The 13,043-nt window shown below is 59.1% G+C and carries 8 protein-coding genes and 1 pseudogene; 4 read left to right on the forward strand and 5 right to left on the reverse strand.

The features are described from left to right. Positions 1–524: 524 nt before the first annotated feature. From PAN08_RS09155 to PAN08_RS09170, 4 genes are all read right to left on the reverse strand, one after another. On the reverse strand, positions 525–1,361 hold the full coding sequence (locus PAN08_RS09155; protein ID WP_269791884.1) for an IS3 family transposase: 837 nt from the start codon (positions 1,359–1,361) through the stop codon (positions 525–527). Then, positions 1,331–1,687 carry a transposase gene (locus PAN08_RS09160; RefSeq protein WP_269791217.1) on the reverse strand — a complete coding sequence of 119 codons (357 nt, stop codon included), beginning with the start codon at positions 1,685–1,687 and terminating at the stop codon, positions 1,331–1,333. The genes PAN08_RS09155 and PAN08_RS09160 overlap by 31 nt, the downstream gene beginning before the upstream one ends. 86 nt (positions 1,688–1,773) lie before the next feature. Then, positions 1,774–2,274, reverse strand: coding sequence for a hypothetical protein (locus tag PAN08_RS09165; RefSeq protein WP_269791218.1), 501 nt, complete (start codon positions 2,272–2,274; stop codon positions 1,774–1,776). 446 nt (positions 2,275–2,720) lie between these two features. Next, complete coding sequence (locus PAN08_RS09170) at positions 2,721–2,915, reverse strand: hypothetical protein (RefSeq protein WP_269791219.1); 195 nt, start codon at positions 2,913–2,915, stop codon at positions 2,721–2,723. Between the two features lie 786 nt (positions 2,916–3,701). Between PAN08_RS09170 and PAN08_RS09175 the strand changes: the two genes are divergently transcribed. Beyond that, complete coding sequence (locus PAN08_RS09175; protein WP_269791220.1) at positions 3,702–7,631, forward strand: Ig-like domain-containing protein; 3,930 nt, start codon at positions 3,702–3,704, stop codon at positions 7,629–7,631. A 383-nt stretch (positions 7,632–8,014) separates the two neighbouring features. Here the strand turns inward: PAN08_RS09175 and PAN08_RS09180 are convergent. Beyond that, positions 8,015–8,239, reverse strand: a pseudogene (locus PAN08_RS09180) (DDE-type integrase/transposase/recombinase); the annotation flags it as partial. A gap of 406 nt (positions 8,240–8,645) precedes the next feature. Between PAN08_RS09180 and PAN08_RS09185 the strand changes: the two are divergent. From PAN08_RS09185 to PAN08_RS09195, 3 genes are all read left to right on the forward strand, one after another. Then, entirely contained in the window at positions 8,646–9,221 is a 576-nt protein-coding gene (locus PAN08_RS09185; RefSeq protein ID WP_269791221.1) for an ECF-type sigma factor, read from the forward strand. A 22-nt stretch (positions 9,222–9,243) separates the two neighbouring features. Beyond that, on the forward strand, positions 9,244–12,006 hold the full coding sequence (locus PAN08_RS09190; protein ID WP_269791222.1) for a serine/threonine-protein kinase: 2,763 nt from the start codon (positions 9,244–9,246) through the stop codon (positions 12,004–12,006). Positions 12,007–12,198: 192 nt separating this feature from the next. Beyond that, positions 12,199–12,954 (forward strand): SapC family protein, encoded by a 756-nt coding sequence (locus PAN08_RS09195; protein WP_269791223.1) that lies wholly within the window; start codon positions 12,199–12,201, stop codon positions 12,952–12,954. The last annotated feature ends 89 nt before the right edge of the window (positions 12,955–13,043 follow it).

The raw sequence follows: 13,043 nt of genomic DNA on the forward strand, positions 1-13,043 counted from the left end.
GGGCAAGGTCGCGTTGGTGGCCTGCATGCGCAAGCTGCTGGGAATCGTCAATGCCAGGCGACGTGATGAACTGCGTGCCGAGGAGTTAGCCATGGCCTGAGCTGCAGCTTCACAAGACAGTTGCTGAATTAAGCCGAGCCGCGAAGCGGCTTCGGCTTGAATGAATTGTTAGGCCCCATGCGACTGACCGCTGGACCTTGAACTGAGACTCAAAGCCTCGTCAAGCAACTCATACATGAGCTGGCATCCGTCACTCTCTGAAAGGCCGCTACGGATTTCACGGAACTGACCGCGCTCTTTGTAAAGGACTTTCCAAGTGGCCCCGTCCGTTACCAATGAGTAGGACTCACTATCCGACGCCGGTCCGTCAAGCGAATAAAGGCTCAGGTGGACGTCTGCGCGAATCAGTTTGTCTTGGAGCTCTTGTCGGTTCACATGAGTGCTCGGTAATGGGGCCTAACGCCAAAATTAAGCCGCGCCGCGAAGCGGCGGGGACTTCCTTCGAAAAAATGGACACCTGTTGCTCAATGGCAGGTGCGCTCGAATTCCACGGGTGTTTGATAATCCAATGCCGAGTGTAGGCGCTGGTGATTGTAAAAATCCATGTAGCTGCGGACGGCGGCCAGCAGGGATCGGTCGGTCTCAAATACACGTTGGTGGTAGAAGTCGGATTTCATGGATTTGTTCCACGATTCCATATGCGCATTGTCAGTCATCCGGCGAGGTCGATTGGCCGACTGCAAGAATCCTGCCCGCTGCAGGCGCTGTTTGAATTCGCCACTTAGAAACTCGATGCGGCGATCGCTATGGAAGATGATGCCAGGCTTGGGCCGCCGGGTGCGCAGCGCTGAGGCCAGTGCACGCTGCGTCAAAGCGGCCGTCCGGACCTTGCCCAGCGACCAGCCAAGCAGGCGTCTGGAGCAGCGGTCCATGACCGTGGCCAGGTAGCGCCAATGGCCGGCGACTTTCAAGTAGGTGACGTCGCCGACCCACACCTGGTCCGGCTTGCTGGCCTGGACCAGATGCGCACGACTTTCCACGCTGGCAAGAAAGCGCTTCAGTCCCGGGCGCTGCCGATACAGGCCAGCGGAGCGAGCGCGGATGCCTTCCTGACGCATCAATCGTTCAACACGCCGTCGCCCGACTGTCTGGCCGGTTCGGTTGATAGCCGCATGCACACGCGGACTGCCATAGGTGTACCGGCTCTGCGCATGCGCACCGCGAATGCGCTCGATCAGTGCCGCGTCTTCGATTGAACGCGTGCTTGGTGGGCGCTGTAGCCACGCATAGAAGCCTGCGGCGCTGACGCCGAGAAGATGGCACATCGTCCTCACCGGACAGGCTTCTTGATGGTGCGCGATGAAGGCAAAGACATCGCTTTTTGTTTGGAAGTGAACGCGATGGCTTTTTTTAAAAGGTCATGCTCAACCTGCAGTCGCTCATACCTGCGCTTCACTTCGCGCAGTTCCTTCAGCTCAGCGCTGATCGCTTGGTCCAACTCAATCCCCTTGGTCACGATTGATCCTTCGCGGGCAAGCTTGCGCCAACGAGACAACATGAAAGGGTGGATGTAAAGCGAGTGGGCGACATCCCGAACTGACACGCCGGGTAACTCGCTCAAACGCACAGCGGTGGCCTTGAAATGCGCGCTGTAGCGATAGGTGGTTCTGGGACCTGGGGCTGGCATAACGACACTCCTGAGGGTTAGGTCAGGGTGTCCACTAAACCGAAGGAACTACCGCGTCGGCTTGAATGAACTGTTAGGCATGCGTGCTATGGCGCCCATTCTTCTATGTTGCGGATTCTGCCGAACATGCAGCACTCATCCGTGTCCTTTCGCCGATCACCTAACGCATCTGGTTTGAATACTTCGAAGTCGCCCGTCAGTCCGAGTTGGCGGGGCATCGCTTGTGCACCAGACCCTTCCAGAAGTTCAATAATTTCGGAGAGCGCGGGCCCCTCTAAAATCACGGCCGATTGCCTCGCCCCTACTTCAAAATTGTCTTGAGTCAAATACAGCCATACAACAGGTTTGTTTGGATTGTGACGGCCAACGATTGCCCATGCGCGCAAACTGATGCGATGTCCATCGTAAATTTGTGGATTCGCGAGTAGTTGGGTTCCGGTAGTGGCGCACGAGTGGTAATTAGCCCTGTTTCCTACGAAGACGCAAGCACCTGCAGGGGCCCAGCCGCGTTCGAGTGCTGGAGTCGAATCTCTGCTGCAACCAGCGATACTCAGTAGTGTCACAACGATAAGGATACGGATGAGCACGTCTAACTACCTAATAGACGGACCCGTGAGTCCGGTTATACGACTTATCCACAGCACACCGTATGGTGGGCTATCCCCTTGATACGGCTCGATCTTAGGGCGGCGGGGTTCGGCTAACAAGCCAGCGTATAACCGGACCCAGCGTTAAGCTCGGGCGCGGCACCAATGACCGCTTTGGGTCGATTGCGCTCAGCGGCCAGCAGTACGCCTTCTGCCTAGGAGATCCTGGGCTGCCCAGGGCGTTTGGGAAAAACGAAGGAAGAACCATCATGAAAGCCGTCATTTCTGCTTTCGCCTTGGGAAAATAAATTTGGCTAAGCAATTGTTTTTGCAGTTAAGTTGGCAAAACTTTTAATCTTTTGGTCGAAGGTTCGAATCCTTCACGGCCCACCATGAAAACAACAACTTAGGCGCCTCTCAGGGCGCCTTTTTTGTGTCTCCGCAATTCACTCCGTAATTCCAGACGGTTTTACGCGAGAAACATACTTGTCGTAGACCTTCATCATCGCGTCACTGACGCCAAGCGCGTCTTGCCTCTCCGACTTGCTCCCGGCCGCATCGGTACCGCCTTTCCGCTTCAAGTCATGCAGGCTGAAGCGCTCGTCTGCCGCGATGACACCTTCGGCAATGGCAAGCTTCACGAGCCTCTGCCACGCTATCCCTCGACCGCTTGCGGCGGTTCGTCTCCAGCCCCTCTGGTGAGGCCGCTGCCTCTGTGAGGGTCCAAGCAGCTGCCGCGTGCTGCAATCGATCAGCAGCGCAAGGCTGAGCCAATCCTCCCTTAGCCATCCCATACCCGGCACAGGACCGTGGCCCAGTGTTGATCAGGACGCTCGGCTCGGGACACCTTGGCCTCAACTAGAGGGCGCCGGCCGAGTACTCGCTTGCGTACTTGCCAACCTTTGAGTGGGGAGATTTCGATGTCCCGCTTGCCGTCCTCGACCCAGCTCTCGATCTGGGCCGGCCTCAGATCGAACCGGCCGCTGGTAGCGGCCACGCTCGTCGTGCCCTGGATGTTTCAAAGAGCAGCGCTGACTTACATCGGGCCGTCCAGCACTTGATCTCTTCGTCCATCACTTCGCTCATCGGTGTCTCCTTTTGGGGGAAATAACACCTGAGTAGAAAATCAGTGGGTCATTGCACGCTGGTGTTGCGGCGGAGAAATTGGCGGCGCTTGTCTTTTTAGATGCCTGCTTCGGAAAGGCTGGACTACGGCTAATTTCCGGCTGAAATCCTTTCCGGTTGCACCCTAGGACTCATCCCAGTCTCCGCAGCTAGATATCGGGCGAAGTCCGATGTTCCCCGCGTTCCGCAGCAAAGATCATGGACAGCCATACCGGGATAGCTAAGTTCCATGGCTTTCCTCTGCCCAGAATTCCGGAAAAAGCATTCCGGGAAATGCCTCTGACTAGACGAGTAACCTGAGAATGACTGCAACTGTGCGCGTAGGTGCCGATAATTCCATTACAACCAACGGCGAACTGATCGTCGGAGCTGCCGGCATCGCCGCCAGCGTGCGCAGTTCCACACCCGCTGTGGGGGCGGTGTTGGACGACAAGGGGGCCAAGCTGGGCCTTGTTGCAGACGGCGGGTATACCGATGACAGTCGTCCGGAGATCACCGGCAAGGCCGCTGCCGGGACGATGGTGCACCTGTACAACGATTCGGAGCTGATTGGCCGAATCACGGTCGGCGCCAGTGGTGAGTGGTCGTTCATTCCGCGCGCGCCGCTGGTGGATGGGCGTCATGAAATTTCCGTCGTCTATGAATACACCGACGGTGACATCAGTGATCTGTCCGAGCCCTATGTGATCTTCGTGGACAAGATCGCTCCGGACACGCCGATCATTCAGGACATGGTGGATGACGAAGGCCGCATCACCGGCAACCTTGGCAGTGAGGACATTACCGATGACAGCCGGCCGACGGTTGCTGGCACCACCGAAGCGAACGCAACGGTCATTGTTTATGACAAGGGCAAAGAGATCGGCCGCGTGCAGGCCGATGACAATGGCGCGTGGCGCTTCACGCCGGAGCCGCCGCTGGCCGATGGCACGCACATTCTGGAGTACATGGCGATGGACCCGGCCGGTAACCAGAGCGAGAAATCCGAGGCGTTCGAGTTCGTGGTGGATACGCGACCGGAACTGGTCAATATTTTCATGGCCGACGACGACGCGGGCAGCATCACCGGCCTGCTGTTGTCGGGCAGCGCCACTGACGATACGACCCCGACTCTGATTGGCTCGGCCACGGCCGGTGGCATCGTGAAGTTCTACGAAGGTGACGTGTACCTGGGTCAGGTGACGGCAGGAATCGATGGTCGCTGGACGTTCACCCCGATCATCCCGCTGAGCGAAGGTCCACACACCCTGCAGGCCACGGTGACGCTGCCAGCCAAGGGTGAGAGTGACCGGAGCAAGCCCTTCCTCCTCACGGTGGACGTGACCGTGCCGGACAGGCCGAGCATTGACGCAGTAATCGACGACATGGGCGCGGTGACCGGCAACCTGGCACAGGGCCAGAAGACGGACGACATCACTCCGACCCTGTCGGGCAAGGCTGAAGCAGGTAGCACGGTGCATATTTACGACCAGAGTGGTCGGTTGGGCAGTACCCAGGCTGACGTTCATGGCAATTGGAGCTTTACCCCCATGCCATTGGCTGAAGGTGAGCACCGCTTCACCGTGACCAGCGAAGACAAGGCCGGCAACCTCAGTGAGCCGTCCGATCTGTTTGCAATCGACATCGACCTGATGCCTCCGGCCACGCCGAGCATCGAGGCCGCCTACGACGATCACGGCATTGTCACCGGTTCGATCATCAGCGGTGGTTTTACCGATGACACCACCCCGACGCTGTCGGGCAAGGCCGAAGCAGGCAGCACGGTGCATGTTTTCGACCAAAATGGTCGGTTGGGCAGTGTCCAGTCCGATGAAAATGGCAAATGGAGCTTCACGCCAAACGCGGTATTGAACGACGGCGCATACCGTTTCACCGTGACCAGCGAAGACAAGGCCGGCAACGTCAGCGCGCCATCAAATTCGTTCGTAGTGAACGTTGACACCGTGGCGCCAAGCAAGCCGACCATCGAAACGGTTTATGACGATCAGGGTGCGGTGACTGGCAATCTGGTCACGGGTGCCATTACTGATGATGTCCAGCCTGCCATCAGTGGCAAAGCCGTCGCCAATAGCACCGTCATCATCTATGACAAGGATGTTGAAATCGGCCGTGTGCCAGCGGACGCTTCGGGCAACTGGACATTCACGCCGGCCACCGCGCTCAGCGAGGGCGCTCATGGTTTGACGGTGAAAGCTCAGACTGAGGTCAACATCAGCGAGGCATCCGATCTATTTGAATTCACTGTAAGCCTTGTCCCAACCCAGACGGTCACGATTACGTCTTTGGGCAAGGACTCGGGCTTCAGCAATACCGACGGGTTGACCAACGATGGTTCTGCTGGGCGTTTGATGCAGGGCCAACTATCGGCCGCGCTGCGCGCTGGCGAAACGCTGCAGGTGTCCAGCGATGGTGGCAAGACCTGGAAGGCCGCTATTGTGAACGACGTTACGTGGGTGGCGCAGGATGACATGAGCCATGCGGGCAGTTGGACGGTGCAGGCGCGTGTGATGAACGAGGCCGGCAGCACGGGCCCGATGCAGTCGCAGGCGGTTGTGTTGGATTCGGCTCCACTAGGTGTGCCAAATTCGTACAGCACCAATGGCAGTAACCCCTCTCTGATTTCGATCAATATCTCCGGCTGCGGCGCAGAGGAGGGGGACAAGGTGCATGTTATTTATGGCGGAATCAGTGCCGAACATGTTTTGACAAAAACTGATCTGCTGAATCCGAAGGAGATTTCAATCAAGGTCGAGGGGGTCTCTGCAGGCTCCACTGGCCTGATGGTTGGACTGATTGATAAGGCTGGAAACGTTTCAGACTACAGGGTCAATTATGAAAAAAATCTCAGCGAAGATTTTTCCTCTGCTCCTTTGGGGGATATCGGTCATGGCGATTCCATAGATATAGGGTCGATGACGATCAAAAATATCAACGGTCTATTTTCTGTGGACGGAGATGAGGGTGGTGTCAGCTCGGGAATTACAAGTACGGGTAACGCTGCTTTGAATTCAGCATCTCTGGTTGTTTATGAGGGATATTTAAGTATTGATCTGAAAGGAGGAAAGGGTACGTCGCTTTCAGGAATTCTATTTGACGTGCAAACCGGCTTCTTCGATCAAGCCATAAGATTTTATGATGAAGACAATAATCTGGTTCATGTTGAGGATTTGCACAAGTACGCAAATAGTGTCTATAGCGGCTATGTCTCCGGACTTGTGACGATAAATGTTCCGGAAGGGAAAACGTTCAGCCGCTTTGAATTTGATGCGGGAAATGACTACATCGGCTTGGATGACATTTCAATCGTCATGATCGGTGATTCGATAGTTTCCGCCAACGGAATTCAGACAATCACCGCCGACACCACCTCCCTCTATGGGGGAGCTCTGGATAACGTTTTTGATTTGAACAATGTCTCCCACTTCGACAACACCAAAGTCGAGGTTCACGGTGGCTCTGGTAGCGACACGCTGAAGCTAACCGGAACAAACCAGACCTTGAACCTGACCACGCTCGCCGGAAAGCTCAGCTCCGTCGAAGTCATCGACATCACCGGCACGGGCAACAACACGCTTGAGCTCTCACTGGCTGATGTGATGAACAACGGCGGCATGAATCAGTACGTGACCGATGGCCGCGTGCAGATGATGGTCAAGGGCAATGCCGGTGACAAGGTGACCCTGACCGATCTGCTGCCCAACGGCGTAGATGCGGGTGACTGGGCCCAGAAGGCCAATGTCACGGTGTCGAGTGTGGTGTACGAGGTGTATCAACATTCGGGCCTCGGCGCGGAGCTGTTGGTACAGCAGGGCGTGACGGTGACGTTGCAGAACGAGGTGGACACGTTCAGTGCAGTGCTCGAAGGTGACGTGGCAGCTGGGGGTGACAGCCTCGCCAACGTTGACGATGCTGGAGACCGCATTGGCCATGCCCATACCAAGCTCGTCATGCAGGACGGTGGCTACAAGCTCAACTTGTCGCTGTCGGATGTGATGGACAACGGTGCCAGGAATTTCTTCGAGGGCAGTGACAACGTCCAGATGATGATCAAGGGCGGTGCGGGTGATCGTGTGGAACTGGACGATCTTTTGGCCGACGGTATGACCGACCTCGGCGACTGGGCAGCAAGTGGCAGCCAGACCGTTGACGATGTGATCTACAACGTTTACCAGCATTCCGGCATGGTCGCCGAATTGCTGGTGCAGGACGCGGTAACGGTCAACCTGGTCTAATCTCGCTTTACGGCGACCCGCTTTGATGCGGGTCGCCTTTTTTCTGGGCGCTGCCCCATCCGGAAATCTGGGATCGAGTGTGCTGACTAACCGGCCGTGTTTTGTCCAAACGCGGCAAATTCATGCGCTTGAGTGGATTGATCAGACCTTCCCTAGCAGCAAGCGCATGGCACCCGAACAAGCCGGTCCATGGGCGGCTAGTTCGTGCCCGGTCTCCGGTCAGTAAGAAAACTGAAAACTCCGTATGGAGTTCGTCCTCCAGTCCCTGACGCGCGCACTCGTCTCCCCGCCACGCCTAGCTTTGCAGGGAATTTTTAGGGTAATTACCCTTTCCCCGAACCGTGCCGGAAAATTTCCTATAAGGGGTTGGAAAGCTGTTCTGCCTCGCTGCCGCGATCGGTATGCATGATCAGCCCGGGCTTGGGCTGGCGCAGGATGATGGCCATCTGTAGGGCCGTGCACACCAGTTCAGCGGGCTTGTTCGGGGCCATCGCCCAACCTACGACCTTGCGTGAGTACAGGTCCAGCACGGCGGCCAGATACAGCCAGCCGAGTGCGGTACGGATGTAGGTGATATCGGCCACCCAGGCCCGATCAAGACTGCCGGGATTGACGCGGCGGTCCAATCGGCAACCTGCTGATTTGCAAGCACAGTTGAAAGAAATTTTAATCTTTTGGTCGAAGGTTCGAATCCTTCATGGCCCATCATGGAAACAACAATTTAGGCGCCTTTTAGGGCGCCTTTTTTTTGCCTCCCAATAATGCACCCAACAATTGCGAAGGGAGACCGCTGCGCGCTGCCGGTAGTTCGTAGTCTCACCGCTGAGGCATCGCCTCGGTTCTGTAGTCGTCGTCTGCCTTGGCCGCTCCGCCGTGCAGGGCAGGTGCCCTCGGTGCTTGTTTGACGTGGATCAACGTGCGGGGATGAGCGAATGTTCCCTTTTGCTGGCACAGATGGGCGCGCGGGCCTACCATGTCGCGATGCAGCCTGCTTGCACGGAACGTGGGCGGGGCATGATCACCGGCGCGGGGGCACGTTTGAGCCAGCAGATAACCCAACTACTGCATCGTTGGCAGCAGGGTGACCTGGATGCCCGCGAGCACCTGTTTGAGGCGTTGTACTCGGATCTGATGCAGATCGCGCGGCACCGTTTGTCCAATCACACCAACGGCACGCTGCAGCCGGCCGCGTTGGTGAACGAGTCGCTGATGCGCCTGCTGGGCACCAGCGCCAACTACAACGACCGCACCCATTTCATCGCCATCGCCGCATTGAAGATGCGCTCGGTGCTGGTGGATCACCTGCGCGCGCGCTCTGCGGACAAGCGCGGTGGCAATGCCGAACAACTGACGCTGTCACATGCGGTAGAAATGCAGGATGACAGCGCCATCGGTTATGACGTACTGGCGCTGCACCAAGCGTTGAATCAGTTGGCGGAGATGGAGCCGCGTGCGGCCAGCACCATCGAGTTGACCTACTTCGGTGGCATGAGTCGCGATGAGATCGCTTTGGTGCTGGGTGTGTCTGCGCCCACGGTCGACCGCGACCTGCGTTTTGCGCGGGCCTGGCTGAACCGCCAGCTCCGCTGACCGGCGCGGGAACTGCCACCACATGGGCGCCGAACGTTGGAGACAAGTCCGCGATCTGTTTGATGCTGTCTGCGAATTACCACGTGAGCAGTGGCGGCCGGCATTGCTTGAGCGTTGCGACGACGCATCGATACGTGACGAGGTGGAACAGTTACTGCGCTCGCAGACAGTGGGCCTGAGCTGCGTCAGCAACCGTCTGGATACCGCGCTTGCGCACGCCCTTGCCCCTGAGTTTGGTGTGGGCGAGCGGCTGGGGCCGTGGCGGTTGATCGAACGCATCGCTCAAGGCGGCATGGGCACCGTGTTCAAGGCCGAGCGCGCCGATGGTGTTTACCAGCGCACCGTGGCGATCAAGTTGCTGCACGGCTTGCCCGGTGCGATCGAAGTCGAGCGACTTGGCGCAGAGCGACAGGTGCTGGCGAATCTGCAGTTGCCGCAGGTGGCACGGCTGTATGACGGTGGCACCACGCCTGATGGCCATCCTTATCTGGTGATGGAGTACGTCGACGGCGTGCCGTTGGACCGCTGGTGCATGGCGCACCAGTTGGGTCTGGAGCAGCGGCTGCAGTTGTTCCTGGATATCTGCCGCATCGTGCAGTCCGCGCACGAACAGCTGGTGCTGCATTGCGACCTGAAACCCAGCAACGTGCTGGTGATGAGCAATGGCAAGCCCGTGTTGTTGGACTTCGGCCTGGCGCGGTTACTCAACGAAGCGCGTGACAGTGGGAACTCCGGCTTCTGCACGCCTGCTTACGCCAGCCCGGAAATGATTGCCGGGCAAACCGTGGGTGCGGCCAGCGATGTATATAGCCTCGGCGTGATGCTGGTGGAGTTGTTGTCCATGCAGCCATGCGAGCGTGAACCGTTGAACACCGAGGTGCCGGTGGCGCTGCCCAGCGCCAATGCGGCGCAAGCGCTGCCTTGGCGCGGCAAGCTGCGTGGCGATCTTGATGCCATCGCCAGCAAGGCGTGCGCATTGGAGGTGGGCGAGCGCTATCGCTCCGTGGAGGCGTTGATTGCCGATGTGCGTCGCTATCTGGAGCACAAGCCGGTGGTCGCGCGCGGCGGCGGGCGTTTGTATCAGCTGCGCAAGGGCTTGCGTCGCAATTGGTATGGCGCAGCCCTCATGGCGAGCGCGGCGGTGGTGTTGCTGATTTTCGTCACGGGGTTGTTGCAGACCCGCCATCAAGCCCAGGAAGAAGCGGCGGTGGCGCAGCAGGTCAGCAATTTTATGGTGGGGGTGTTTGAAACCGCCGATCCGTTCCTGCGTACCGAGCGCGGTCAGGAAGAACTCACCGCGCGGCAGTTGTTGGACAAGGCCGCGTTGCAGGTGTCGCATGATCTGGCCGATGCTCCCGCGCAGTTGGCGCGGATGCGCGCGGTGCTGGGTGTGGCTTACCAGAACTCGGGTGTGTCGCATCAATCCGAGGCGCTGTTGCAGCAGGCTTACAACGGGTTCATGGACCCTGGCGTCGGGCGCAAGGATGACGCTGCAGCGGTACTGGCCGATCTGTCGGTGCAGAAAACCCTGGATGGCAACGGCCACCTTGGCCAGCAGATGGCCGACCAGGGCCTGGCGCTGTTGAGTGGTGCTGAAGTGCCAGCGATAAGGGCAAAGCTGCTTGGCGCCAAGGGCTTGGCGTTGATCAACCTGCAGGCATTCGACCAAGCGGAAGTGGCGTTGGATGCCGCGACGGATCTGTACGCAGAGCAGGCGGATCCAACCGCAGCGGCCAAGCGTCTGGAGCTGACCTACAACAAGGGTTTGATGTACCTGCGCTGGGGGCGGCAGCAGGCCGCCGAGCGCGAATTCCGTGAGGTATTGGCCAGTCTGCATGGGCGCCGGACCAGCATGGCGCTGGCATCGGAAGTGCGGCTGGCGCAGGTGCTGCGTGAGCAGGGGAGGTACGAGCAGGCGTTGCCGCTGCTGCAGTCGGGTATGCGGCATGCACTCGATCTCTACGGGCCGAAAAGCCGCTTCGTGTTGATCCAGCACGACGGCTTGGCCGATCTGTACAGCGATTCCGGCGACTACGCGGCCGCCGACCGGCAGTATGAAGAGCGCCATGCATTGAGCGCGTTGTTGGACGGCACGGATTCGGTGGAATATTCGATGGGCCTGTTCAACCACGGCACGTTGCGCGAGCTGCATGGTGACCTGCCCGCCGCCGAGCGGTTGTATCGGCAGGCGTTGGAGATCCGGGTCGAAAAGCTGGGCCGCGATTCGCCCACCAGCATGCGCGCCGAGACCGGGCTGGGGCAGCTGCTGATGCGGCAAGGGCGTATGGAAGAAGCCGGAGCGTTGTTGTTGCACGCCGACCTGGGCCTGACCGAGGCGTTGCCAGCGGACGCGCCCGGTCGCGTCGAGGCGCGCTTGAACCGGATCGACTGGTTGGTGCGCATGGGCCAGACCCAGCAGGCGGGCCAGTTGCTGGAGGAGATGGCCACGCAGGTGCCGACGGGCTTCCATCTACGCATGTTGCAGGTGCGCTCGGCATTGGCCTGGCGGTTGAACGAGGGGGGCCAGGCGTTGGCGTTGCGGCGCGCGGCGTTGGAGTTCGCCAGCAGCCGTTACGGACAAGCCAGCGGGGATGCTGCCAGCAGCCGCCTGGCGCTGGCCGAAACGCTGCTGTTGTTGGGCCATGCCCAGCCGGCGCTTGAGGAACTACAGAAGGTCGAGCCGGTGCTGCGCAGGTTGCAGCTGCCGGCTTCGCCGGAGCGTCGCCAGCTCGATGGCTTGATGTTGCTTGCGCGCACGAGTCTGGATGGCGGGCAGGGCCACTGAGAGGCTGTCTGTTATAGAGCCGGGGGCACCGCTGGCGGCGTAAGACAAAAGAAAACCTTGCCCGCCTTCTTCACATACATGACTTAATTCAGTTTTTGACGGCCTTTCCGCTTGGCGGGTGATCGAAATGTGCTGCTTTCCACGGTTTATCAGATAGGGAGCATCTTTTCGTCACTACCCAGGGGGATATCCATGAAGCAGTTGCTTATCTATGAGCGCCCGGTGCAGTTGAACCGCGTTGCGCATCGCAATCATCGGGTTGTGGCCAGTCAAGGGGATTTCCGTTTCGCCGATGCGGTGAACTCGGTACCGCTGGCCTGTGTGGAATTCGCGCAGGTCGCGCGGCAATACCCGATTGTCTTTGCCGGCAACAGCGCCGATGCGGTGGTCCCGGCGGCCTTGCTGGGCCTGCGCAGCGGCCAGAACCTGATGGTCGATAGTGAGGGCCGGTGGGCGGACGGAGCCTATGTGCCGGCGTTCCTGCGCCGCTACCCGTTCGTATTGGCCGAGCGTGAACCCGATGCCGGTGATTTCACGGTTTGCCTGGATGCTGCCTACGACGGCATCCGCGAGGGCGGCGAGGAAGGCGTGCCGCTGTTTGACGAAGAAGGCAAGGACAGCGCCCTGCTGACCAACGCCCTGCAGTTCCTGCAGGAGTACCAATTGCACCTGGCACGCACCCGTGAGTTCAGTGCCGCATTGGCGGCTCACGGCCTGCTGGTGTCAAAGCAGATCAACGTACAGAGCGCGCAAGGCGAGACCTCCTCGCTGGACGGCTTCTTTGTCGTCGACGAGCAGAAGCTGCGTGATCTGAAGGGCAAGGCGCTGCAGGAGCTGGCCAAGTCCGGCGACCTGGGTTGGATCTACGCCCACCTTCTGTCGTTGGGGAATGTGGAGCTGCTCAGCCGTGCGCTGGACCGGTCCGCCGTTCCCACCGCCACGCACTAAGCCCCACCGTCAGACCGCATCGGCGCGGCTGCATGTGCAGCCGCGCGTCCGCATACCTGAGCGTTGCAGCCCTGCCTGCGATGCTGCCC

The sequence above is a fragment of the Stenotrophomonas sp. Iso1 genome (assembly GCF_027497995.1).
GTDB lineage: Bacteria > Pseudomonadota > Gammaproteobacteria > Xanthomonadales > Xanthomonadaceae > Stenotrophomonas.

Bases quoted from the DNA above. Each gene is read 5' to 3' on its own strand.
- PAN08_RS09160 (WP_269791217.1), bottom strand. From the start codon at position 1,687: ATGCCAGCCCCAGGTCCCAGAACCACCTATCGCTACAGCGCGCATTTC.
- PAN08_RS09175 (WP_269791220.1), top strand. From the start codon at position 3,702: ATGACTGCAACTGTGCGCGTAGGTGCCGATAATTCCATTACAACCAAC.
- PAN08_RS09185 (WP_269791221.1), top strand. From the start codon at position 8,646: ATGATCACCGGCGCGGGGGCACGTTTGAGCCAGCAGATAACCCAACTA.
- PAN08_RS09190 (WP_269791222.1), top strand. From the start codon at position 9,244: ATGGGCGCCGAACGTTGGAGACAAGTCCGCGATCTGTTTGATGCTGTC.
- PAN08_RS09195 (WP_269791223.1), top strand. From the start codon at position 12,199: ATGAAGCAGTTGCTTATCTATGAGCGCCCGGTGCAGTTGAACCGCGTT.